The sequence below is a fragment of the Methylobacterium sp. TK26 genome, assembly GCF_055361565.1.
On record NZ_CM143965.1, the window covers coordinates 4,224,875 to 4,248,408 of the forward strand.

Sequence of the window (23,534 nt, forward strand, 5' to 3'; positions counted from 1 at the left end):
GGCGTGGGGGGCCGTGTCAGTCTTCCTCGGGCGGGTCCTCGAACTCGGCGCCCTCGGTGTCGGGGGCGATGCGGAACCGGTACTCGTCGATGGCGAGGAAGGCCCGGTGGGCGGCCTGGACGTCGATCCCGTCGCGGACCACGAGGGTCTGGAAGTCGATGAACAGGCGGGCGATGCGCCCCTCCTCGGTGAGGGTGGCCAGCGCCGACGAACTCGCCCCGGCCCGCATGGCGAAGCGCTTGGCGGCCTCCGCCTCCGCCAGCGGCAGCACGACCACCTGCCCGGCGGTCTCCGGCCGGAGGTCGGCCCAACGGGCCGGCGTCCAGGCGATAATGGCGTCGAGTTGCTTCATTGTGTCCCGATCCGTCTCCGCGATCGCCCGTCCCGCACGGGGTCAGATAGGGGAGGGCCGGGCCCAAGGCCATCACGTTGTCGCGGCGGCGCGGACGTGGTGTGTTGCGCGCAACGGGATGCACGAGGCTTCATGGACGCGAGGAACACGGTCGCCGACACGGCCGGGCGGCACGGGCGCGAGATCACGATGCGGGGCCTCGTCCTCGGCGCCGTGATCACCGTCGCCTTCATGGCGGCCAACGTCTACATGGGCCTGAAGACGGGCATGACGTTCTCGTCCTCGATCCCAGCGGCGCTGCTGTCGATGGGCGCCCTGCGGCTCGCGGGCGGCGGCATCCTCGAGAACAACATCGTGCAGACCCAGGCCTCGGCGGCCGGGACGTTGTGCAACGTCATCCTCGTCCTGCCCGGTCTCGTGCTGATCGGCTACTGGCAGGGGTTCCCGTTCTGGGAGACGAGCCTCGTCTGCCTCATCGGCGGCTGGCTCGGCGTCGCCTTCTCGATTCCCCTGCGGCGGGCGCTCGTCACCGGCAGCAAGCTGCCCTACCCGGAGGGCATCGCCGCCGCGGAGGTGCTCCGCGCCGGGCATACCGAGGAGGGGCGGGGCGGCCTCTCCACCCTGCTTGCCGCCGCCGCCGGGTCCGGCCTAGTCGCGTTCCTCACCAATGGGCTGCGGGTGCTGGCGGACGGCGTGCTCACGGCCTTTTCCCTCGGCGGCGCCGCGTTCAGCATCGGCAGCGGGTTCTCCCTCGCCCTGATCGGGGTCGGCTATCTCGTCGGCATCGGCGCCTGCCTTGCGCTGCTCACCGGCGTCGCCATCGCCTGGGGCCTCCTCGTGCCGCTCCTCACCGCCTTCGGGCCCGTCGCCGGGGTGAGCCCGGGGGAGGCGGCGCAGGCGGTCTGGTCGGGGCAGGTCCGGCTCGTCGGGGCGGGGATCATCGCGGTCGGCGGGTTCTGGACGGTCGCCGCCCTGGCGCGGCCGATCCTCGCGAGCATCGTCGCGGCGGCCGAAGCGGCCGGTCGCCCCGTCCGCGACCTGCCCCGGCAGGAGCGCGACCTGCCGATCCGCTGGGTGGGCCTCGGCACGCTGCTCCTCACCCTGCCGCTCGCGTGGCTGTTCATGGGGTTCAGCACGGCGGCCGGGCTGTCCGGCCCGGAGGCGGCGGGGGTGACGGCGGCCTGCGTGCTGTTCTGCCTCCTGTTCGGGGCCGCGATGGCGGCGGTGTGCGGCTACCTCGCCGGCTTGCTCGGCTCCTCGACCAGCCCGATCTCCGGCATCGGCATCCTCTCGGCGATGGTCGGGGCGCTGGCGGTGCCCCTCGTCGTCGGTGCCACCGCCTCGCCCGACATCCAGCGCTTCGCCATGGCGGCGGTGCTGCTCGCCGCCTCGGTGGTGGTGACAGCCTCCTCCATCGCCAACGACAATTTGCAGGACCTGAAGACCGGCCAGCTCGTGGACGCGACGCCCTGGCGCCAGCAGGCGGTGCTGCTGCTCGGGGTGGCGGTGGGCTCGGTGGTGATCGTGCCGCTGCTGTCGCTGCTCTACAACGCCTACGGCTTCGTCGGCGCGCTGCCCCGGCCGGGCATGGACCCGCGCGAGGCGCTGGCGGTGCCGCAGGCGGCCCTCGTCACGCAGATCACGCAGGGCATCGTCCATGCGACGCTGCCCTGGCCGATGCTGCTGCTCGGCGGCCTACTCGGCCTCGTGGCGGTGGGGCTGGAGGTGGTGCTGAAGCGGCGCGGCTTCAGCTTCCCGGCGCTGACGGTCGGGATCGGCATGTACCTGCCCCTGTCCGTAGAGATGACGATCGGCCTCGGCGGCATCCTCGGCTTCGCCTGCGAGCGGGTGCTGCGGCGGCGCGATCCCGGCGCGATCGAGCCATCCCGTCGCCGGGGCGTGCTGATCGCCTCGGGGCTTCTGGTCGGCGAGAGCTTCGTCGGCGTCGGCCTTGCAGCCATCGACGCCGCCACCGGGCGGACGGGCTCCCTGTCGCTGGCCGGATCCCTCGGCGGCGGCACGGTGCTGTGGCTCGGCCTCGCCACGTTCGGCCTCGGGCTCGGTGCCATCGCCGCCGCCCTGACGCGCCCGCGCAGGATTTGAACCGGAACCGCCACGCGCCCCGTTGACACCGAGCGCCGGCTCTTCCTATACCGCGCCGGTCGCACGCAGCCCCCACGGGGCGGCAGCGCATTGGGGCGGGGTAGCTCAGCTGGTTAGAGCAGAGGAATCATAATCCTTGTGTCGGGGGTTCAAATCCCTCCCTCGCTACCAATTCAGCAACCCCGCTAAGAACTTAGCGGGGTTTTTGTTTGCGCGCGCGGCAGGCCGGCGGCGGAAGGGTCACGCCCGCAGGGCCGGCTTCTCGGCGGTGATCGCGGCGGCGTCCGCCTCGCTCAGGGACGGGCGCACCACCGGCGGGTGCATGGGATCGTAGCCCTCGGGCATCGCGTCCCGCAGGGTGCGGGAGCGGGTCACGAGGAAGTCGATCAGGTGGTTGCGCAGGGCATAATAGCCGGGCGCGTGGTGCAAGTGCGTCCGGTCCCGGTCCTTCGGCAGCGGGTTCTCGACGATCTCGGCCACCTTCGCCTCGGGGCCGTTGGTCATCAGCACGATCCGGTCGGCGAGGTAGATCGCCTCGTCCACGTCGTGGGTGATCATGAACACCGTCTGCCCGGTCTCGACGCAGATCCGGCGCACCTCGTCCTGCAACGTGCCGCGGGTCAGCGCGTCGAGCGCCGAGAAGGGCTCGTCCATCAGCAGGATCTTGGGTTCGATGGAGAGGGCGCGGGCGATGCCGACCCGCTGCTTCATGCCCCCCGACAATTCGGAAGGCCGCTTGTGCTCCGAGCCCGCGAGGCCGACCGTGGCGATGGCCTTCCGGGCCCGCGCCTCGACCTCCGCCCGCTTCGCCTTCCGCCAGCGCGAGGAGACCGCGTAGGCCACGTTGCCGAGGACGCTGCGCCAGGGCAGCAGCGCATGGCCCTGGAAGATCACCGCCCGGTCGAGGCTCGTGCCCGCGATGGCCTGCCCGTCCACAATGACGACGCCCTCGCTCGGCGCTTCGAGCCCCGCGAGGATGTTCAGCACCGTGGTCTTGCCGCAGCCGGAATGGCCGATCATGCAGACGAATTCGCCCCGCCGCACCGGCAGCCACAGGTTCTCGAAGATCGTGGTCTGCTTGCCGCCGGGGGCCGGATAGCGCCGGGCGATCCCCTCGATGGAGATGAACTTGTCGGACGAGGTCGTCCGGCGGGTCTCGGCCACGGGGCGGGCCTGCCGCGCGAAGGGCAGAAGCGTGCTCATGCGGGCCTCATTCGGGGAAGGTGACGAGGGCTTGCGCGCGGGCCAGCAACTGGTCGAGCACCATGCCGACGAGGCCGATCACCAGGATCGACGTGATCACATTGGTGATCGACAGGTTGTTCCACTCGTTCCAGACGAAGTAGCCGATGCCGGTGCCGCCCACGAGCATCTCGGCGGCGACGATGACGAGCCACGCGATGCCGATGGAGATGCGCATCCCCGTCAGGATCGTCGGGGCCGCCGCCGGCAGGATCACCGTGAAGGCCCGGCGCACCGGCCCGACCTCCAGGGTGCGGGCGACGTTGAGCCATTCCTTGCGCGTGCTGGACACGCCGAACACCGTGTTGATCAGCATCGGCCACAGGGCGCAGATGAAGATCACGAAGATCGCCGAAAGGCTCGAATCCTTGATCGTGTAGAGGGCGAGCGGCATCCACGCCAAGGGCGAGACCGGCTTCATGATCTGGATGAACGGATCGAGCGCCCGGCTCATCAGGGGCGACATGCCGATGAGGAATCCCACCGGGATCGCCACCAGCACCGCCAAGCCATAGCCCAGGGCCACGCGGCCGATGGAATAGGCCAGCTGGATGCCGATGCCCTTGTCGTTCGGCCCCCGGTCGTAGAACGGATCCTTCAGGTGCTTCCAGATCGTCGCCCCGACATCGAGGGGGCCGGGCATGGCCGATTTGCCGGTCGTGGCGGTCTCGCCCATCAGGGCCGCGTATTCCGGGTCCATGGCTTCGGTCTTGCCGACGCCACTCACCGCGATCTGCCAGCCGAACAGGACGAGGGCGAGGAGGATCAGCGAGAGCGCCCCGGCCCTCAACGGTAGCGAGCGCTGCATGGCTCAGCTCGCACGCTTGATGGCGAAGGATTCGAGGTATTCCTTCGGCTTCGAGGGATCGAAGGTCTTGCCCATGACCACGAAGGTCTTGGTGGTCGCCTCCGGGGGCGTCATCCCGTCCTGGCGCATCAGCTTGGCCGCGTCGGTGGCGCGGTAGACTTGGCGAGCCACCGCCGCGTAATCGATATCGCCCTTGATCTGGCCCCAGCGCTTCATCTGCGTCAGCGTCCAGATGGCGAAGCTCTCGTAGGGGAAGGGATCGAAGGCGATCCGCTTCGGGTCCTTCTTCACGCTGCCGAGCCCGTCCGCGTAGGTGCCGGTGAGGACCTGCTCCACCACCGTCACCGGCTGGTTCAGGTAGTTGGCGGGGGCGATGGCGGCGGCGATCTCCTTCCGGTTCTCCGGCTTCGAGGCATAGGCGGTGGCCTGAAGGACGGCGCGCAGCAGCGCGGCCGTGGCGTTGGGCATCTCGCGGATCGTGTCCTGCGCCACCGAGAAGGAGCAGCAGGGATGCCCGTCCCAGATCTCCTTCGACAGGATATGGATGAAGCCCACGCCGTCGTAGACCGCCCGCTGGACCAAGTTGTCGGGGGCGAGGAACCCGTCGATGTTGTCCGCCCGCAGGTTGGCGACCATCTCCGGCGGGGGCACGAGGCGCAATTGCACATCGGTGTCGGGGTCGATCCCATGCTCGGCGAGGTAGTAGCGCAGCAGGTAATTGTGGTTCGAGTAATCGAACGGGATCGCGAGCTTGAAGCCCTTCCAGTTCTTCGGGTCGCGGTTGTCCTTGTGCTTGTTGGCGAGGCAGATTGCCTGCCCGTTGACGTTCTCGATGGCCGGGACCGCGAAGGGCACGGGGTTCGAGCCGAGGCCCAGGGTAAGGGCGAGCGGCATCGGCGCCAGCATGTGGGCGGCGTCGTATTCCTTGTTCAAGGTCTTGTCGCGCACCACCGCCCAGCCTGCGGTCTTCACCACATCGACGTTGAGCCCCTGCTTCTCGTAGAAGCCCATGGGCTTGGCCATGATGATCGGCGTCGCGCAGGTGATCGGGATGAAGCCGACCTTCAGGTCCGTCTTCTCCGGCTTGCCCGCCTCCGCGAAGGCCTCGGCGATGAAGCCCGTGGGCAGGAACTGGTTCACGGCCGCCGCCGCCGTCGCGAGGCCCACGCTGCGCAGGAAGGCGCGGCGTTCGGCGGCGTGCGGGAACAGCGCCCGCATCATCGTCGCCTCCACGGCCTGCGTGATGGCGGCATCGCCCGAGGGGAGCGCCGCCTCGTGGGCGGCCTGATCCGCATGGCCCCCGCAGGAGCAACCGCCCCGGAGGCGACGCGGGGTGCCGAAGGGCTTGTCGAACAGGGCCATCGCGATCTCCGGCGGGGTGGTCTCAGAAACTCACAGCAACACTTGCGCCAACAGCGGCGCTAGGCGGCCAGCCAGGCGACGACCTCGCCACCCTGGCGCTGCTCCATCGCGAGCCGGCGCTCGCTCTCCTCGGTGACGTGCCAGGGGGCGCCGCTCACGGGCACGCCATGAAGCTCGATCGGGGCCGAGCGGGTCTTCAGGCGGATGACGGGGGCGGCGTGGGCATAGCCGGGGCTCTCCCGGCCGAGGATCGCCCGCGCGATTACCTGGGCCTGCCGTGCCACCGGCTCGATGAAGCGGCAGGGGCTGCCGGCGATGCTGATGCAATCGCCGAGCGCGAAGATGTCGGGGGCGCTGGTGCGCAGGGTTGCCGGATCGACGGCGATGCCCTTGTCGAAGGCGAGCCCGGCCCCGCGCACGAGGCGGGAGGGCGTCGCGAGCCCGGTCGCGGCGATGACGGTCCCGGCGACGAGGCTCGTCCCATCGGCGAGGGCGAGGGCGATGTCGCCCTCCGGCCGGCGGGCGAGGCCGTTCACCAGGGTGCCACCCCGGAAGCGGACGCCGAGCCCGCCGAGCCCGGCGAGCAGACGGCGCGCGGCCTGTTCCGGCAGGAGTTCGGGCAGGGGCCGCGCCTCGGCCCCGATGAGCGTCACCCTGTGACCGGCCCGCGCCAGATCCTCGGCCAGCTCGCAGCCGACCAAGCCGGCGCCGATGATGGCGACGTTGCGGGGCCCCTGCGCCAGTTCGGCATGCAGGCCGGACCACGCGGCGAGGTCGTTCACCCGCCAGCACAGGGCGGGGTCGAGGCAGGCGGGCAGGGCGGGGCGGGCGCCATGGGCGAGGACGAGATGGGTGTAGGGCAGGGTGCCGCGCGTGGTGCGCAGGCTGTGCCGCTCCGGCGAGAGGCCGATGGCGAAGGTCTCGCTCATTAGCCGCGCCCCGAGGCGGGAAGCGGCTTCCGTACCCGTTTCCCGGCGCAGGTCGGAGGGCGAGAGGCCGCGCCCGAGGGCGATGGAGAGTTCCGGCTTGTGGTAGAGGTCGCCGCCGCAGGCGGTCACGAGGGTGATCGGGATCTCGGCGTCCTCGGCGCGGATCGCCTCGGCCGTGCTCCAGCCGGCGAGGCCGGCACCGACGATCACCACGCCCGGCCGCCGCTGCGGCGCGACCGCCACCGGCGGCGCCGCGACCGGGGTTCGCCGTCGGTAGGGCTCGAAATCCGCTTTGGTCACGCCGCAGATCGGGCAGGCCCAATCGTCGGGTATGTCGGCGAAGCGCGTGCCGGGGGGCAATCCGCCGTCCGGGTCGCCCTCGCCCTCGTCGTAGATCAGCCCGCAGGCCCGGCAGAGGAACTGTTTCCAGGGGCCGAGGCCGTCCGTGGGGTCGGGGGCGATCATGTCCGGCCTCCGGTGCCGGCCGGCAGGATGTCCCGCGAGAGCCGCGCCATCTCCCAGCGCAGATGCTTGATCGCCGGGGTGACGATGGCGACGAAATGCGCCTCGCGGATGCGCCGCTGGGGGGCGGCCGACATCAGGTAGCCCCGCGCCCCCTGGTGCAGCAGCGCCGATTGCGAGGCGCGCAGCGCCAGTTCGGCCACCTGCGCGCGGGCGTCGAGGACATCGATCAGGTAATCGGTCGCGCCCTGGAAGGGCGTCTCGGCGAGGCGCATCACGCGGGCGCGCAACTCGGCGAGTTCGGCGGCGATGGCGTCGGGCCGGTCGTGGAGGAACTGGTTGACGTGGCCGAGGGGCTCCTCGACCGCATGCATGGAATCGAGGCTGCCTTCGGTGACGCCGAGGCCCATGCCGCATTGGAGCAGGATGAAGGCCGCGCGAATCCGGCCGATGAAGGGCCGGGCCGGGTCGGCGATCAGGTCGTCCTGGCCGACGAAGTACTCGTCCAGGCGCAGGCCCCAGGTGCTGGTGCCCTCCATGCCGGAGAATTGCGGGCAGGGCCGCAACTCGGCGCGGTCGCAGGCCAGCAGGAACATGATCTCGTGGCTGATCGCCTCGCCCGCGCCGACCACGCCCGCGATGGCCCCGCAATACTGGCCCGGCCCGATATGGCTGACCCAGGGCAGCATGCCGCTCACCCGGTAGCCGCCGGGGACGCGGCGTGCGCGGAGCAGGATCGGCTCGATCCCGGCAAACGCCTTCATCGGATTGGACAGGGCGGTGCCGCCGAAGGTCCGGCCGGTGAGGTGATCGTCGAGCACGGCGCCGGTCAGGGCCGGGTTGCCCGATTGTTCGAGGTAGAGGCCGCAGACGTCGTGGCACCACATCAGGAAGCCGGTGGCACCGCAGGCGCGGCTCGCGGCCTGCATCGCGGCAAGCGAGAGCCCGAAGCGTCCCCCGTGCCGGTCGAGATGGACGCCGAGCGCCCCCGCCGCGCCGAGCTGGCCCATGATGTCGAGGGGGTAGTCGCCGTGGTCGATGCTCGTCGCCGCCGCGCTCAAGGGGCCCTCGGCGATGGCCGTCGTCCGGGCGACGACGGCCTCATCCGTCCAGTCGGGGCCGACTGCCGAAGCCGCCCCGAGGGGGGGCTCGACCAACCGAAGAGCGGGTGCGCTCGCCATCGTACCGTCTCCTCTGGAGGGGGAAGGAGGCGGGGCGCCGATGGCCCCGCCGCAGCGCTCAGCCGGCCAGGCCGATCGTGAACGGGATCGGGTTGCGCATGGAATTCGCCACCGGAGAGTAGGCGTTCGCATGGCGAACGATCTCGTCGAGTTCCTCGCGGGAGGCGTCGCCCTCGATGGTCACGGCGACGCGGATCTCTTGGAAGCCCATGTCCGCCGGGGCCTTCTCGGCGCCGCCGGCACCCCAGGCGGCCGGGTTGCCGATATCGCCTTCGAGACGCAGTTCGAGGCGCGAGAGGCGCACCTGCTTCCAGGTCGCGACGGCGGTGATGCCCACCGCGAGGCAGCCGCCCAGGGCCGAGAGCACGATCTCGCCGGGGGCCGGCGCGGTGTTCTCGCCGAACAGGTGAAGCGGCTCGTCCACCACGACGGGCTCGTGGTCGCCGACATAGCTCAAGGAGCGGTACTGGCCGTCGACGACGGTGTGCACCTTGTTGGTGCCGCGCGAACCCGGATTGTTGCGGCCCTTCTCCGCGAACTGCATCAGCCCGTCGCGGTTGATCGGGCGGAGATAGGCCGTGACGGTCTTGGGGGCGGCGCTGGTGCTCATGGCGAGGGATCCTCCTTGCGCGAGCCCTATCGGGCCCGGCTCGGCAGGGGTGTGGCAAGCCCGATGCCAACCCTCAAGGAGTGTCGAAAATTCTAAAAGATCGTTCTCCAGCAACGGCTTGCGTGGAGAAGGACGTTGCCGCGCCCAGGCCCGGCGGCGCCGATCGTCGACACTTTGTCGACATTGTCGGACTTTGTTCGATTCGCTCAGCAGGCCGCCTGGAGCTTGCGCCAGCGGTAGGAGAATTGGCGCTCGGTCAGGCCGAGTCGCTGGGCGGCGCGGGTCTTGTTGCCCCCGGCCTGGGAGAGGGCGATGCGCAATTGCTCGTGGTCGTGCGAGGTCGCGGGGAGGTAGGGGCGGATCAGTGCTCCCCGTTCGGGCGCCGGGCCCGGCAGCGGCCGCGACGGGGCAAAGCCCGCCATCCTGTCCCCTTCGAGCATGGGCCGCAGGTCGTCGGTGTCGAGGACGCCGTCCCCGGAGAGGAGGACCAGCCGCTCGATGAAGTTGGCCAGTTGCCGGATGTTGCCCGGCCAGGGCTGGCGGGCGAGGATGCCGAAGGCCGCCTGGGTGAGGTTCACGTTGCGCTGGTTGTCCTGGTTCGCCTTCGTGAGGAAGTGGAGGACGAGGTCGGGGATGTCGCTGCGCCGCTCGGCGAGCGGGGGCAGGGTGATCGGCACGACGTTGAGCCGGTAGAACAGGTCCTCCCGGAAGCGGCCATGGGCGACCTCGGCGGCGAGGTCGCGGTTCGTGGCGGCCACGAGACGCATGTCCACCCGGATCTCCCGCGTGCCGCCCAGGCGCACCACCGTGCCCTCCTGCAGGGTGCGCAGGAGCTTGGTCTGGAGGATTGCGGGCATCTCGCCGATCTCATCGAGGAAGATGGTGCCGCCGCTCGCCTGCTCGAACCAGCCGGCCCGCGCCTCCACCGCGCCCGTGAAGGCGCCCCGCTCGTGGCCGAACAATTCGGATTCGAACAGGCTGTCGGGGATGGCGGCGCAGTTCACCTTGATGAACGGCCGGTCCCGCCTCGGGCTCGCGAGGTGCAAGGCGCGGGCGAACAGCTCCTTGCCGCTGCCGGATTCGCCGAGCAGCAGCACGCTCGCCGTCGCGTTCGCCACCTTCTCCACCTGCCCGAGGGCCCGCAGCAGGGCGGGGGAGGTGCCGATGATGCCGTAGCGGGCGCGCTTGATGCGCAGTTCCCGCGCCAGCATGTCGTTGTGCTCCTCCAGCGCCCGCGTCTTCCGCTCCACCCGCTCGTTCAGGGTCAGCAACTGGCTGACCATGGTGGCGATGATCCGCAGGATCGTCAGGTCGTCGGAGAGCGCCCTCTCCCGGTGGCGGATGCGGTGGCAGGCGATGGCGCCGACGGTCCTGTGATCGACGCGGATCGGCAGCGCGAGGAACGAGACCGCGCCCCGCGGGAGCCGGGCGCGCTCGACCGCCCGGCCGAGGAAGACCGGGTCCTTGTCGATGTCCTGCACGATGATGAGATGGCCGTCCTTGATGACGCGGCCGGTAATGCCTTCGCCCGCCGCGTAGCGCCCCCGGGCGGCCTCCTCCCGCGTCAGGCCGTAGGAATAGGCGATGCGATAGCCATCCCCCTCCGGGTCCTTGAGGACGATCCGCCCCCGGTTGAGGCCGACGATCTCCGAGAGGAGATGCAGCATCTCGCGCGCGACCTGATCGAGGTGGATGCCCTTGCCGATCAGGTTCATCACCTCCTGCAGCAGGAACATCTCCTGGGTGCGCCAATGCGCGGAGGACGCACCCCTGACCCGTTCATCCATCCCGCGGCGCCCTTCGAGGTCTCTCAAGCGGCGGATGGTCTGCAAGCTTCGTGCAATCGCCCGCGCGGGGTCTCAGCCGCTGGCGGCCCTCCGGTTCACGACGCCGCGCAGGGCGCGGGCGACCTGCTGGGCGCTGTAGGGCTTGCGCACCAGCTCGAAGCCGTGGGCATCGTCCCGGGCCAGCGTGTCGCTGTAGCCGGTGGTGAGGATCACCGGCAGGTTCGGGTGCTCGGTGCGGAGCCGGCGGGCCAACGCGACACCGCCCATCCCCGGCATCACGACATCCGAGAAGACGGCATCGAACCGGAACGGCACCCGCTCCATCTCGGACAGCGCCGCCTCGGCATTGTGCGCCCAGACGGTCGAGTGGCCCAGATCCTCCAGAAGCTGCGTGCAGAACCGCCCGACATCGAGGTTGTCCTCCACCACCAGCACGCAGAGCGGGCGCCCGTCGGCTTGCCCGTCATCCGCGCCGGCATCGCTCTCCTTCGGGGGCGGCGGGGCATCGACCTGCGGCAGGTAGAGGGTGAAGGTCGCCCCCCGGCCGGGCTCGCTCACGACCTCCACGTCGCCGCCGGATTGCTTGGTGAAGCCGATCACCTGGGAAAGCCCGAGCCCGGTGCCCTTGCCGACATCCTTGGTGGTGAAGAACGGCTCGAAGATCCGCACCAGCAGATCCGGCGCGATGCCCGGCCCTTCGTCCGTCACCGAGATGGCGGCGAACGGCCCCGGCGCCCCTGCGTGTCCGCGAATGGACGGCAGCGCCGTCCCGCCGGTGAGCCGGAGGGTGAGCGTCCCTTCACCATCCATCGCGTCGCGGGCGTTCACCGCGAGGTTGACCAGGGCCGTCTCGAACTGGCTCGGGTCGGCCCGGACGTGGCAGGGCCCGTCTGGGACCTCGGTGACGATGCGGATGCGCGCGCCCGTCACGGCGTTCAGCATGTCGGCCACGCCGCCGAGGCGCTCTCCGACTTCCAGCACCTCGGGGGCGAGGGGCTGGCGGCGGGCGAAGGCGAGAAGCTGGCTCGTCAGGCGGGCCGCGCGGTCCACCGTGTCGGACACCGCTTCGAGGTAGCGGGTGCGCCGCTCCTCCGCGAGGTTCGGCCGGCGCAGGAACTCCACCGACGAGCGGATGATCGTGAGCAGGTTGTTGAAGTCGTGGGCCACGCCGCCGGTCAGCTGGCCCACCGCCTCCATCCGCTGGGCATGGCGCAACGCCTCCTCGGCGCGGGCCAATTGCTCCTCGCTGCGCAGGCGCTCGCTGACGTCCTGCGCGTATTGGAAGGCGCCGAGCGGCCGTCCCTGCGCATCCCGCAGGGTCGTGAACTTCAACTCGTAGCAGTGCCGCGTCCGGGCCGGATCGCCGAACTCCGCGACGATCGTGAACTCCTCGCCCGAGAGCGCCCGCGACCAGACGGCGTGCACGGCGTCCCGGTGTTCGGGATGATCCGCCAGGAGGTCGAGCAGGTTGTCGCCGGCCCTGGGGCGCACACCGTAGAGGGATTCGAACTCTCGGGCATAGGCGGCGTTCACGGCGAGGAAGCGGTAGCCGGAATCGAGGACGCCGACGAGGGCGTCGGTGGTCTCGAACACGTCCGCCCAGAGCTTGCGCTCGGACAGCGCCCCCGCGACCCGCCGCTCCAGCGTGGCGTTCATCTCGCGCAGGCCGTCCTCGGCGAGCTTGCGGTCGTGGATGTCCTCCACCACGCCGTACCAGCGGAGGATGGCGCCGTCGTCCCCGCGTCGCGGCTGGGCGCGGGCGCGCATCCAGCGGTACGTGCCGGTGCGCGCATCGCGGATGCGGTAATCGACATCGACCGGCTCGCCCGAGGCGAGGCATTGCGTGAACACGGTGACGGTCCAGGGGACGTCGTCCGGGTGCAGGGCCTTGATCCAGCCCGCGCCGTCCGGCTCGCCGGGGGCCTGCCCCGTCAGGTCGAGCCAGCGCTTCGAGTAGGAGGTGATGTTGCCTTGCGGATCGCAGGTCCAGGGCACCTGCGGGTTCAGTTCGACCGTATGGCGGAAATGGTCCTCGCTCTCCCGCAGGCGGGCTTCGCCGCGCACCCGCGCCGTCGTCTCGGCGGTGACGCAGAACAGGCCGTTCACCCCGCCTGACTCATCCAGCACGGGCGAGTAGGTGAAGGACCACCAGCCCTGTTCGGAGGCTCCGTCCCGCGACAGGTCGAGCATGACGTCCGTGAGGGTCTGGCTCTCGCCCGCGAGGGTCGCCGCCACGAGCGGTTCGATCTCGTCCCAGATGCTGGCCCAGACCTCGCGGAAGGGGCGCCCGAGGGCGTCGCTCAGGCGGTAGCCGAGCATCGGCCGGTAGGCGTCGTTGTAGAAGCACCGCAGGTCCGGTCCCCAGGCCAGGAACATCGCGGTGGGGCATGACAGCATCAGCGCGAGCGTGCTCCGCAGCGCCGGCGGCCATGCCTCCGGCGGGCCGAGCGGGGTCGCCGACCAGTCGTGGGCGCGGATCTCGGCGCCCGTCAAACCACCCGGGGGCAGGAACCGGAACGGGTCAGCCACGGGCGTCGCGACCCACCCGAGGGCCCCCCACCCAGGGGAACGTGTTGCCGTGCATACCTGTAATCATGCCTACCGCATCGATGCCGGCACGGGTTGGCCTTGGACGGCGCCCGACGCTCCCGCGTGATAGGCGCCTCGCAAAGCCAACCCAAGTTGAGGGTGAACCTCCCGGAACGCTCCTTGGTCCCGCACGACCTCAACTCCTGTCGCAGCGAAGGGCCGCGCCACGCCCGCCTGCATGACTTTTGGGCAGGCCTGCTCTGCAACGAACAGGCCCAGATTCACCTTCGTTAGCATCGGGGCGATGCGTTTCCTCGCCCGCCGCGTGTGCGGGATAACCGGAAGCGGTCCGTCCGGAGCCCTTGTCTTCGGACCGGTTGTGCGTAACGACGTCGCATCGCGAACGTCCCAGGCACTGCATGTCGATCGAGATCGAGCGGAAATTCCTCGCCAACCCGTCGGTGCTGGAGCACTGCCGGAACGGGGTCCGCATCGTCCAGGGCTACCTGCACACGGATGCCGAGAACACCCTTCGGGTGCGGCGGATGGGTGAGCGCTACTTCGTCGCCTGGAAGGGCAAGCGACAGGGCGCCGTCCGCGAGGAGATAGAGCGTGAGGTCGATGCCGACCTCGGCGCGGCGATGCTCCGCACGGTTTCGCCCCGGCTCAGGGTCGAGAAGGTCCGGCACCGAATCGAGCTCGGCCGCTTCACCTGGGAGGTGGACCTGTTCGCCGGAAGCCTCGCCGGCCTTATCCTGGCCGAGGTCGAATTGATCCGCGAGGACGATGACGTTCCGCTCCCGTCCTGGATCGGGCACGAAGTGACCACCGACGAGCGCTATCGCAATTCGCGGCTCGCGGCCGGGATGCGTCGGCCGCTGCTGATCGCCGCCTGAATCAGTCCTCCGCGCGCCAGAGCCAGAGCGCGGTAAGGACGAGCAGGATCGTCGCCAGCGCCCCCGTCCAGCTCAACGCATCCCACCCGGCGACGCGCCCGGGGCCGATGGCCCGCACCATGAGCGGGCCGGCGATCTGGCCGGCGGCGAAGGCGGCCGTCATCCGGGCGAGGAGCGGCGTCGGGTCGTCGGGCCGCGCGTCCCGGGCGAGTTGCAGTCCCGCCATGGTCGCCACCATGAACGTGCCGCCCACGAACACCGCCGAGGCGGCGATGGCGGGCAACGTCCGCACGACCAGGGGGAGGGCGGTGCCGAGCGCCATCACCGCCTGCGCCAGCGCCCAGATCCGTCGCCGCGAGCCCCGCGCGGCGAATCGGGCCACCGCCGCCACCGAGAGGGCGGCGGCGAGGCCGAAGAGCGGCCATGTCAGCCCGAACACCAGCGGGTCCGGCGCCAGGGCGCGGGCCATGGCCGGCAGGAACGTCGCGGGGACGATGTAGCCGAAGCCGAAGGTGCCGTAGCAGATCACGAGGGCCGTCTGCCCCCGCCCGCGCAGGGGGGCGACGGCCGCCGCCTCACGCTCCGCGACCTTCGCCGGCTGCGTACCCTGGCCGTGGGACAGGCCCTGGACCAGCAGGCCGCCGAGGGCGGCGATCACCCCAAGTTCGAGCCACAGCCTCTCCGCCGGCTGGACCCCGCCGAGCCATGTCAGCACGCCCGCGAAGGCGATGCCGAGGCCGACGCCGGTATAGATCCAGGCCCCCAGCGCGGCGGCTCCCCGCCGGGCCAGTTCCGCGAGGCACCAGCCGCTGGCGCAGATCAGGGCCCAGGCGCTGAACACCCCCGCCGCCGCCCGCAGCCCCGCGCCGAGGAAGCCGGGCGAGGCTGCCCCGACGGCGGCCATGGCGAGGGTCGTCACCGCGACGCCGAGCAGGCTGAGCAGCAGGCCCCGGCGGGGATTGCCGGAGAACCACGACGCCGTGAGTGCCCCGACGAAATAGCCGAGATAGTTCGCCGCCGCCCATTCCGCGCCGGAGGCGACATCGAGCGTTCCATCCCGGACCATGAGCGGCATGAGCGGGGTGAAGGCGAATCGCCCGATGCCCATGGCGATGGCGAGCGCGACGAGGCCGCTTGCGACGATGGGCCGATTCGTGCCGAGGGAATGGGCGGGGGAAGGCGTAGGCGTCGTCATTGCCCAAAGGTTGAGCACGGCAGCCCCGGCTTGGGAACGCCGAATCCGCCATCAGGCTCGCGGTGAAACGCCTCCGGTATAGCCGCGCCGGTTCTTGTGCCGGCGAGCGAGAGCTTGTATTCGATGACGATATCCGGCCAATACAACTATAAATATAAGTATTGTCCAAACACAACTTGCAATATCGGCCGGTCCGGTCGATGCCCCATCCGGACATTGTGATGTCACTGATACAAACCGGTCTGGTCGCCGCCTTCCTGCTCTGCGCCTCCGGCTTCGTCGCGTCGGCGGCCGGTCCCGCGCCGGCTCCGGTCGCGTCCGACCCGGTCGCCACCACCGCCGCCTACGGCGATTGGGTGCTCCGCTGCCAGCGGGGGAACGACAAGAGCCAAGTCTGCGAGGTCGCGCAGACCATCCAGGTGAAGGACAAGGACCGCACGGTCCCCGTGGCGCAGATCACCTTCAGCCGCGCGAAGTCCGGTGAGCCCCTGCGGATCATGGTCGTGCTGCCGACCAACATCGTGCTGCCGAGCAGCGCCGCCCTCTCGCTGTCGGAGAAGGACGCGCGGCCGATCGAGTTGCCGTGGCGGCGCTGCATCCCCGGCGGCTGCGTTGCGGAGGTCCAGCCCCCGGCCGATGCGCTCAGGGCCTACCTGGCCGCCGCCGAGCCGGGGCGACTCACCTTCACGGACGCGACGGGCCGGCCGATGGTGCTGCCGCTCTCCCTGCGCGGCCTTCAGCAGGCCATCGAAGCCCTGAACCGGACCTGACGTCAGGCCGGTTCGGCGAGGGCGAGCGCGGCCTTCATCCCCTCGCGGGAGCCCAGGACGGCGGCCCGTTCGGCGCGGGAGAGGCTCGCCCAGGCGTGGTCGAGGCTGTCCGCATCGGCGAGCTTGGCGCAGCCCACCACGAGGTTCGCGTCCAGCGGGCCTTCCCCGCGCCTGCGGGGCGGCGGCAGGGCGTCGAGGTGGTGCCGACGCAGGGCCGGATCGCGGATCAGGCGCTGCATCGCGTCTTCGTCCTGCATCTCCTGGCTCAACTGCCGGTAGAGGCCGAGCGCCCGTTGCAGCGAGGGCGGCGGGGCGATCTCCTCCGGGATCCGCAGCAGGCCGAGGCGGCGCAGGGCGCGGCCGGCGCTGCGGCTCGATGTCAGCAGCACCAGCGGCACGGCGAGGCCGAGGCCGACCAGCACAGGCGTCATCCAGAGGAAGAGCGGAGTCGACACCGCGTAGGCGGCGCCCGCCAGGATCAGGCCGAACAGCGTGTACTGCCAGTAGCCGCGGATCACGGCGCCGACCGGCACCCTCCCGTCGTCCCGGCGCTGCGCGTTCCAGCCGGAATCCCGCCCGAGCAGCACGCCGACCACCGCCGAGGATTGAATCAGCATCGCGATGGGGGCGATCAGGCCGCCGATCAAAGTCTCGACCAGCACGCTGCCGAAGGCGCGCAGGCCGCCGCCGCAGGCCCGGCGCAGGCGGCTGTCGAACAGCAGGGCGATGTAGGCCATCAGCTTCGGCGCCAGCAGCACCGCCATCGTGGCGGTGAAGAGCTGCTCGGCGAGCACCGGATCGACCTTCGGCCAGTTCGGAAACAGCGAGGGGCCTTCACCGAAATATTCGGGTCGCACGAAGCGCGATTGCAGCGAGATGAGCACGCCGAACAGCAGGAAGACCAACCACAGGGGCGAGGTCACGTAGCTGCCGATGCCCATCATCAGGTGCAGCCGGCTGACCCAGTGGAGCCCCCGCGTCGGCAGCACGGCGGCGTGCTGCAGGTTGCCCTGGCACCAGCGCCGATCTCGCACCGCGACGTCGGTGAGGGAGGGCGGGCCCTCCTCGAAGCTGCCGGGCAGGTCGGGCACCATGCGCACGGCCCAGCCGCCCCGGCGGATCAAGGCCGCCTCCACGAAATCGTGGCTGAGCACGTGGCCGCCGAAGGGCGTGCGCCCGCGCAGCACCGGCAGGCCCGCCTGCTCGGCGAAGGCGCGGGTGCGGATGATGGCGTTGTGGCCCCAGTAATTGCCCTCGGTGCCGTGCCACCGGGCGATGCCGTGGGCGATGAGCGGGCCGTAGATCCGCCCGGCGAATTGCTGCATCCGCGCGAACAGCGTCGTGCCGTTCACGATCACCGGCAGGGTCTGGATCAGGCCAGTGCCGGGCTCCTTCTCCATCAGCGCCGCGAGGCGCACGACGCTGGCGCCCTCCATCACGCTGTCCGCGTCGAGGATAAGCATGAACGGGTAGGCCCCGCCGAAGCGGCGCACCCAATCGGCGATGTTGCCGGCCTTGCGCTCGGTGTTCTTGGCCCGGCGCCGGTAGAAGATCCTCGCGTGGCCCCCCGTCCGCTCGCGCAGGGCGAGGTAGGAGGCCTCCTCCGCGATCCACACGTCCGGGTCGGTCGTGTCGCTCAGGATGAAGAAGTCGAAGCGGTCGAGCCGGCCGGTCGCCTGGAGGGATTCGTAAATCGCCTGCAGGCCCGCCGCGATCCGCGCCGGGTTTTCGTTGTAGCAGGGCATCAGCAAGGCCGTGCGCGTGCCGAGTTCCGGCAGGCTCTCATCGGCAATCCTGCGGCGCCCGGCCAGCATGTCGATCAGGCCGCCGAGGGCGCTCGTGAAGGCGAGGGCGATCCACGCGAACAGGACGACGAAGAGGATGAGTACCGCCCAACCGAGGAAACTCTGCCCCGCCCCGTTGAGGACGAGGTACATCTGCCGCCCGCCGATGGCGGTCATCACCACGGCGCCGCCGATGACGAGGAGCCGCCGCAGGCCGACGCCCCGCGCGGGCGCGATCAGCCCGGTCTCGCGGCGCGGCTCGGCGCGCAGCGACTGGACCGGCATGTCCAGCGGGGCGGGGGCCGGAAGGGCGGGAACCGTCGCCGCGTCGGACACGGCGTCCAGAATCGGCATCAGGCGGTCCAGCGGTAGAGCCAGGTCTCGGAGACCGGCCCGGCGTCACCGAGCAGGACGCAGCGCAGTTCCGCGAGCTTGGCGCCGCCGTGGCGCAGATGGAAGCTCACCCGCCATCCGCCCGTCTCGGGGTTGGGGATGGCCGACACGTCGGTGACTTTGCCGACGCTCGTGCCGACCTCCGCGCGGAACGGCACGTCGGCGCCCTTCCCCTTCACCGCCTCGCCCACCACGTCGATGACGAAGATGCGGCTGTTGTCCTCCGGCCCCGCGCCGATCATGGTCCGGGTGACGCGCGCCAATCGGGTCGGCCAGGGCGTGTCCCAGCCCCAGTGCATCCGGTAGGTGTAGGTGTATTCGCCGTGGGCGGAGAGCTTGTCCTTCGGGCGCCAGAACGCGACGATGTTGTCGTTGGTCTCGTTGGGCGTCGGGATCTCCACGAGGTCGATGGCGCCTTCGCCCCAATCGCCGATGGGTTCGATCCAGAGGCTCGGCCGCTTGTCGTAGCGGGCTTCGAGGTCCTGGTAATCCGCGAAGATGCGGTCCCGCTGCATCAGCCCGAAGCCGCGCGGATTGGCCTGCCCGAACACGCTGAATTGCAGGTCCACGGGATTGCACAGCGGACGCCAGATCTGCTCGCCCTGGCCGGTCCACATCAGCAGCGCCTCGGAATCGTAGACGGCCGGGCGCCACTCGTCGAACCGGCGGGAATCCTTCGGCGACAATTGGTACATGCTGGTGAGCGGCGCGATGCCGGATTCGACGATGTCGACGCGGGGGTAGAGCACGCTCTCGACGTCGAACACGGTCGCCGTGCCCGGCCGCACGGTGAAGCGGTAGGCGCCGGTCACGCTCTCGCTGTCGAGAAGGGCATGGATCACCAGGGCCGGGGAATCGGCCTTCGGCTTCTCCAGCCAGAACGAGCGGAAACGGGCGAATTCCTCGCCCTTCGCGTTCCCGGTGCCGATGGCGAGACCGCGCGCGGAGAGGCCGTATTGCTGCCCCTGGGTGATGGCGCGGAAGTAGCTCGCGCCGAGAAACGCGCAGAGTTCGTCGCTATCGCCGCCGCCCTGGCCCGGCACGTGGATGCGGAAGCCCGCGAAGCCCAGCGGCTCCGTCACCCGGAATGTCGGGTCGTCATAGCTGAACAGGTCGGCGCTGTAGGGCACGGCGGTCGCCTTGCCGTCGGCCACCTCGAAGATGTCGACGGCCGGGCGGAAGAGGAAGCCGCGCGGAAAGAACTGCACCTCGAAGGGCAGCTTCTGGTCGCGCCACAGGGCGCGCTCCTTGCGGAAGCGGATGCCGCGATACTGATCGTAGCTGAGGGACTTGATCGCCCCCGGCAGGTCGGTGGAGGGCGCCTTGAACGGCTGCTTCGACAGCGCCTGCGCGAGGCGGCGGACGGTCGATCCCTCGAACGGGCCCGGTGCGGGCGCCGGGGCGGGTTGCTTATCGTTCGTCTCCGCCAGCGCGGCGCCCGGCAGCAGACCCCAATCCAGGAGGCCAGCCAGAGCCGTACCGGATCCGCCGAGGAGGACGTTGCGTCGATGCACGGGATTGGGTCTCTTCAGCGCGTCACGGAGCTACAGATATAGCCAAGGTGGCTGAATGGTTCCCCGCTGTCCCGGCTATCGCGAGGCGCCGGCCGCCGGGCGTCACCCGTGCGGCCGGTGCGGGTCGGATCAGGCCGCCTTCCGGCCGGGCACGGCGGAGTCGGTCGGGCGGCCGAGGCCGAGGGACTTCGCCAGGTTCGACCGCTTCTCGCTGTAGGACGGAGCCACCATCGGGTAATCCGCCACGAGGCCGAACCGCTCGCGGTAGGTCGCCGGGGAGAAGCCATGCGCCGCGAGGTGGCGCTTCAGCGTCTTGTAGCGGCGGCCGTCGAGGAAGCTGATGATCGCGTCCGGCTGGATCGACTTGCGGACCTGGGCGGCGGACGGCTTCTCGACCGTCTCCTCCTGAACGGCAGGAGCGTTCGAGCCGAGGGCACCGAGGGACTGGTGCACGGTGGCGATCAGGTGGGGCAGGTCGGCTGCGGCAACATGATTGTGCGACACATAGGCGGCGACGATGTCGCCGGTCGCGACCATGAAGTCGAAGCCGTGCCCTTCGGTTTCTTGAGACATTCGTATGTTTCCGTGATTGCACCCTCGACTTCGCGATGAGCCTAAACGGCGTAGAGTGCAAGGGGGAATGGTGTCGTAGCGGTGTATTACAGATCAGCGCTCAGCGAATGGCTTGATGCTCATCAGTAAGATTATCGATTGTGGAAATCGTATGGCCAAGCTCGGCGCGGCGAGCTCATTACAGGCCGGCTCCGCGCCTATCGCCTCATGTATACTGCCTAAAGTGGAGGCTTCGCATCGACCCCGCCTTATGAAAGTATAGTGAATGGCCGTGACGGATGAATAGGTTGTTTTTGCGTCGTTTCGGCCATGAAGCAAAGCAGTTCTGCAATGAAATGAGCGCGGTGCGGCATTCCATCGAATGTCACACCACGCTCCAGCCTCCATCACGGCCTCGGGCTCTCAGCCTCGGCGAGCCTGTCAGGCCGTCTCCTTCCGCGTGACCACGAGCGCCCAGATGGTCGCGGGAATCCAGCCGATCAGCGTCAGGTGGAGGATGATGCAGACGATGCCCTGGAAGATCTTCCCGCGCAGGAACATGGCGAGCCACGGCGCCAGGAAGCAGATGATGATCATGACCATGAAACGAGAACTCCTTGTCGGCCGGGTGGCGATCAACGGATCAGCATCAGCCCGACGACCAGCACGACGCAGATAGCCGCGAGAACCCCGCCGTAAAGCGGAAGGGTCCAACTGCGCTTGCCGTGCGGGTCGGCGGCGTCGCGGACGCGCTCGGATGCCGCCTCGTTCTTGCGCGCGAGCTTCACCTCCTGCGACGTCGGCGGGGCGCCGCCCGCTTCCTCGCAGGTGCCCAGCATCGCGGCCCCGACATCGACATGCTCGATCTTGTCCCCGGTACGGCCGCTGTTGATGTCGCCCTTCAACTGGGCGGCGTTCGGGCGGTCGTTCTCCGGCGGCTCGTGGGATTCGAGGTTTCCCGGCGGGGGTGGGGTTTCGGAGCGAAGCATCGTGGAGCCCTGGCTAGTCGTGCGGGGCCAACGCGACACCGCCGCAAAGGCTGCGTGCGGCGCGTCGCCACCCGCTCAGGCTTCCCGTGGCGCCTTCGCCTCGCGCCGGAATGCGCCGAGGAAACGGTTCAGCCCGGCGACGATGCGGCCGCCCTCGGCTTCCGGCTCCTTCGGCTCGTCCTCCGCCGCCAGATCGTCGGCGACCTGCTTCAAAACTTCGCCCACAAGTTGTGGCCAGGGCTCGCCCTTCTCCTGCAGCAGCCGGGCGGCCTGGACGAGCGCCTCGACCTGTTCCGATGGCAGAGGACGCTCCACGATCTGCGCATAGCGCATCCGGGCCGCAAGCTCCGTCGCCAGACGGTGCACCTTCGCCAGCCCTTCGGCCGGATCGTCACGGATGGGAGCGGGCGTTTCGGACAGCGGGGACATCACGCGGGACGGGGCGGCAATGCCCCGACTTTAGCCGATCCGCCGTGCGATGCAGCGGCGGCGGAGGAGACATCCACCGCCGCGCGTCTGCGCACCTCAATTTCGGACGGGCTTCGCGCCGATGTCGAGGCGGTAGATCGTGGTGGGGAACTTCACGGTCGAGGATTCGCCGCCGTTCATGGCCGGCGTGCGGTTCATCTGCGCGGCGGGAATCCAGAGCCCGCCCTCATCGTCGATCCACATGGCATCGACCCAGACGAGGCGGGGGTCCTGCACAAGGGTGCTCGTCGTGCCGTCCGGGGCGATCTTCAGGATGCGCAGGGCGTCCGTGTCGCTGGAATAGATGGTGCCGTCGGCGGCGATGGCCGTCCCGCCCGTCGCCACGGTCGGTGCGAACAGCTTCACGTGGCGGGCGCGCTCCGCGTCGCTGGCGTTCTCGTCATCGAGCCATTGGGTCTCGATGCTGTAGAGCGGCCCGGTGCAGGGCTGGTAGTAGAAGATCTTGCCATCCGGCGAGACTTCGAGCTGATCCGCGTGGATCGCCAGGAGCTTACCCTTGTCGTCGCGCAGCACGCGGCCCTGGCCGGTGAGCGGACGCTGCGCGATGGTCGACCAATGTCCGTCGAGCACCCGCCGCAGCTTGCCGGAGGCGAGATCGAGCACGATCAGCCCCGGCTGCCCGGCATCGGTGAGGTAGACCTTGCCGCCGTTGAAGCGGAAATCGTCGATGAAGCTTTTGTCGTTGGTGGCCGCCCCGAGCGGATACACCTTGCGGATCTCGTTCTTGGCGATGTCGATCTGCACGAGCTTCGGCCCGTTGGCCAGCGGGGCTTCGCCGAGCCCCGGCGCGCCCTTGTCGAGCACCCATAGGTCGCCGTCCGGCCCCATGCGGATCGCGTTCACCGCGACGAAGGCCTTGGCCGGGTCGTCGCCCTGCTTCCAGGCGTTCCAGGCCTCGTTCGGGTAGGCGACGACCTTGCCGTCCTTCCACTCGCCGAGTTCGATGCCCTTGTCCTTGCTCTGCCGCTGGAACGGCGAGAACACCCGCCCGTCCTGCGAGCGGGTGACGCCGTTGAAGACGAGGCTGTCGCTCTGCAGCATCGTCTTCAGCGCCGAGCCGTCGAACTGGGGGCCCCCTTCGGCATGGCCCGGCCCGCCGAGGCCGAAGGACACGAGGAAGGCGGCGGCGAGCGTCTGGCGGATCATGCAGGGTCCCTGAAGGCGTTCAGCCTCGGAAAGCCGCCGTCGCGCGGCTGGTTCCCGGCGGTGACGCCGCAGCGGGGATGAACCTTCGCCCGCCCGATCCGTTGCCGCCGGCTTCCCCCCGAACGGATTGGATCTCATGCGGCTCACCCTCCTCGCCCTGTCGCTCGCCCTCGCAACGCCTGCCATGGCCCAGACCGTCACCGGAGGCGCGGGCAACACGGGCGTCACACCGCCCGCCAGCGTCGGTGGCGTCACGCGCGGCGAGCGCGATCTCGGCCCGAGCCCGGTCACCCGCGGGAACGAGGCCAACCCCAGCAACTCGCCGATCCCCGGCACGACACCCGGCGTGAACATCGGCGGCACCAACACGAGCGGCCCGCCCGGCACCGGCGGCTCGGCCGGCGGCCCATCACTTGGCCGCTAGGATATCGCCAGCAGGTT

At 70.0% G+C, this 23,534-nt stretch carries 21 protein-coding genes and 1 tRNA gene; 5 read left to right on the plus strand and 17 right to left on the minus strand.

Annotated elements, in window-relative coordinates; all coding sequences use genetic code 11:
• Positions 1 to 16 precede the first annotated feature (16 nt).
• Positions 17 to 352 (minus strand): hypothetical protein, encoded by a 336-nt coding sequence (locus ACXJ1Y_RS20580; protein WP_463847944.1) that lies wholly within the window; start codon positions 350 to 352, stop codon positions 17 to 19.
• Between the two features lie 132 nt (positions 353 to 484).
• Between ACXJ1Y_RS20580 and ACXJ1Y_RS20585 the strand changes: the two genes are divergently transcribed.
• Both ACXJ1Y_RS20585 and ACXJ1Y_RS20590 read left to right on the plus strand, forming a co-directional pair.
• Positions 485 to 2,455: an OPT family oligopeptide transporter gene (locus ACXJ1Y_RS20585; RefSeq protein WP_463847945.1), complete on the plus strand. Its 1,971-nt coding sequence runs from the start codon at positions 485 to 487 to the stop codon at positions 2,453 to 2,455.
• Positions 2,456 to 2,549: 94 nt separating this feature from the next.
• A tRNA-Met gene (locus ACXJ1Y_RS20590) sits at positions 2,550 to 2,626 on the plus strand.
• Positions 2,627 to 2,695: 69 nt separating this feature from the next.
• Here the strand turns inward: ACXJ1Y_RS20590 and ACXJ1Y_RS20595 are convergent.
• From ACXJ1Y_RS20595 to ACXJ1Y_RS20630, 8 genes are all read right to left on the minus strand, one after another.
• On the minus strand, positions 2,696 to 3,658 hold the full coding sequence (locus ACXJ1Y_RS20595) for an ABC transporter ATP-binding protein (RefSeq protein ID WP_463847946.1): 963 nt from the start codon (positions 3,656 to 3,658) through the stop codon (positions 2,696 to 2,698).
• Positions 3,659 to 3,665: 7 nt separating this feature from the next.
• Positions 3,666 to 4,505, minus strand: coding sequence for a nitrate ABC transporter permease (gene ntrB, locus ACXJ1Y_RS20600; protein WP_463847947.1), 840 nt, complete (start codon positions 4,503 to 4,505; stop codon positions 3,666 to 3,668).
• Between the two features lie 3 nt (positions 4,506 to 4,508).
• Positions 4,509 to 5,867 carry a CmpA/NrtA family ABC transporter substrate-binding protein gene (locus ACXJ1Y_RS20605; RefSeq protein WP_463847948.1) on the minus strand — a complete coding sequence of 453 codons (1,359 nt, stop codon included), beginning with the start codon at positions 5,865 to 5,867 and terminating at the stop codon, positions 4,509 to 4,511.
• A gap of 59 nt (positions 5,868 to 5,926) precedes the next feature.
• Positions 5,927 to 7,261, minus strand: coding sequence for an FAD-dependent oxidoreductase (locus ACXJ1Y_RS20610; protein WP_463847949.1), 1,335 nt, complete (start codon positions 7,259 to 7,261; stop codon positions 5,927 to 5,929).
• Positions 7,258 to 8,439 (minus strand): acyl-CoA dehydrogenase family protein, encoded by a 1,182-nt coding sequence (locus ACXJ1Y_RS20615; protein WP_463847950.1) that lies wholly within the window; start codon positions 8,437 to 8,439, stop codon positions 7,258 to 7,260. Before ACXJ1Y_RS20615 ends, ACXJ1Y_RS20610 begins: the two co-directional genes overlap by 4 nt.
• 58 nt (positions 8,440 to 8,497) lie before the next feature.
• The gene (locus ACXJ1Y_RS20620) at positions 8,498 to 9,049 is read right to left on the minus strand and encodes an OsmC family protein (protein ID WP_463847951.1); all 552 of its coding nucleotides are present in this window, start codon (positions 9,047 to 9,049) and stop codon (positions 8,498 to 8,500) included.
• Between the two features lie 206 nt (positions 9,050 to 9,255).
• On the minus strand, positions 9,256 to 10,836 hold the full coding sequence (locus tag ACXJ1Y_RS20625; RefSeq protein WP_463847952.1) for a sigma 54-interacting transcriptional regulator: 1,581 nt from the start codon (positions 10,834 to 10,836) through the stop codon (positions 9,256 to 9,258).
• A gap of 72 nt (positions 10,837 to 10,908) precedes the next feature.
• Positions 10,909 to 13,365, minus strand: coding sequence for a PAS domain-containing protein (locus ACXJ1Y_RS20630; protein WP_463847953.1), 2,457 nt, complete (start codon positions 13,363 to 13,365; stop codon positions 10,909 to 10,911).
• Between the two features lie 419 nt (positions 13,366 to 13,784).
• Here ACXJ1Y_RS20630 and ACXJ1Y_RS20635 point away from each other — a divergent pair, with 419 nt between their 5' ends.
• A complete protein-coding gene (locus ACXJ1Y_RS20635; protein ID WP_463847954.1) occupies positions 13,785 to 14,261 on the plus strand; it encodes a CYTH domain-containing protein in 477 nt (158 codons plus the stop codon).
• 1 nt (position 14,262) lies between these two features.
• Here ACXJ1Y_RS20635 and ACXJ1Y_RS20640 read toward each other — a convergent pair whose 3' ends face one another.
• The gene (locus tag ACXJ1Y_RS20640) at positions 14,263 to 15,456 is read right to left on the minus strand and encodes a YbfB/YjiJ family MFS transporter (protein WP_463847955.1); all 1,194 of its coding nucleotides are present in this window, start codon (positions 15,454 to 15,456) and stop codon (positions 14,263 to 14,265) included.
• Positions 15,457 to 15,677: 221 nt separating this feature from the next.
• Between ACXJ1Y_RS20640 and ACXJ1Y_RS20645 the strand changes: the two genes are divergently transcribed.
• On the plus strand, positions 15,678 to 16,226 hold the full coding sequence (locus tag ACXJ1Y_RS20645; protein WP_463847956.1) for an invasion associated locus B family protein: 549 nt from the start codon (positions 15,678 to 15,680) through the stop codon (positions 16,224 to 16,226).
• 2 nt (positions 16,227 to 16,228) lie between these two features.
• Here ACXJ1Y_RS20645 and mdoH read toward each other — a convergent pair whose 3' ends face one another.
• The 7 genes from mdoH to ACXJ1Y_RS20680 all read right to left on the minus strand — a co-directional run bounded on the left by mdoH (position 16,229) and on the right by ACXJ1Y_RS20680 (position 23,090).
• A complete protein-coding gene (gene mdoH, locus ACXJ1Y_RS20650; RefSeq protein WP_463847957.1) occupies positions 16,229 to 18,364 on the minus strand; it encodes a glucans biosynthesis glucosyltransferase MdoH in 2,136 nt (711 codons plus the stop codon).
• The gene (locus tag ACXJ1Y_RS20655) at positions 18,364 to 19,917 is read right to left on the minus strand and encodes an OpgD/OpgG family glucan biosynthesis protein (protein WP_463847958.1); all 1,554 of its coding nucleotides are present in this window, start codon (positions 19,915 to 19,917) and stop codon (positions 18,364 to 18,366) included. The genes mdoH and ACXJ1Y_RS20655 overlap by 1 nt, the downstream gene beginning before the upstream one ends.
• Before the next feature lie 129 nt (positions 19,918 to 20,046).
• Positions 20,047 to 20,490 (minus strand): Ros/MucR family transcriptional regulator, encoded by a 444-nt coding sequence (locus tag ACXJ1Y_RS20660; RefSeq protein ID WP_463847959.1) that lies wholly within the window; start codon positions 20,488 to 20,490, stop codon positions 20,047 to 20,049.
• A 420-nt stretch (positions 20,491 to 20,910) separates the two neighbouring features.
• Positions 20,911 to 21,072 carry a YqaE/Pmp3 family membrane protein gene (locus ACXJ1Y_RS20665; RefSeq protein ID WP_463847960.1) on the minus strand — a complete coding sequence of 54 codons (162 nt, stop codon included), beginning with the start codon at positions 21,070 to 21,072 and terminating at the stop codon, positions 20,911 to 20,913.
• A 32-nt stretch (positions 21,073 to 21,104) separates the two neighbouring features.
• Positions 21,105 to 21,458, minus strand: coding sequence for a hypothetical protein (locus ACXJ1Y_RS20670; RefSeq protein WP_463847961.1), 354 nt, complete (start codon positions 21,456 to 21,458; stop codon positions 21,105 to 21,107).
• Between the two features lie 75 nt (positions 21,459 to 21,533).
• Complete coding sequence (locus ACXJ1Y_RS20675; RefSeq protein ID WP_463847962.1) at positions 21,534 to 21,887, minus strand: hypothetical protein; 354 nt, start codon at positions 21,885 to 21,887, stop codon at positions 21,534 to 21,536.
• Between the two features lie 96 nt (positions 21,888 to 21,983).
• Positions 21,984 to 23,090, minus strand: coding sequence for an SMP-30/gluconolactonase/LRE family protein (locus tag ACXJ1Y_RS20680; RefSeq protein ID WP_463850187.1), 1,107 nt, complete (start codon positions 23,088 to 23,090; stop codon positions 21,984 to 21,986).
• Positions 23,091 to 23,229: 139 nt separating this feature from the next.
• On the opposite strand from ACXJ1Y_RS20680, the gene ACXJ1Y_RS20685 reads away from it, so the two are divergent.
• Positions 23,230 to 23,517, plus strand: a complete 288-nt coding sequence (locus ACXJ1Y_RS20685; protein ID WP_463847963.1) for a hypothetical protein — start codon at positions 23,230 to 23,232, stop codon at positions 23,515 to 23,517.
• Positions 23,518 to 23,534 lie beyond the last annotated feature (17 nt).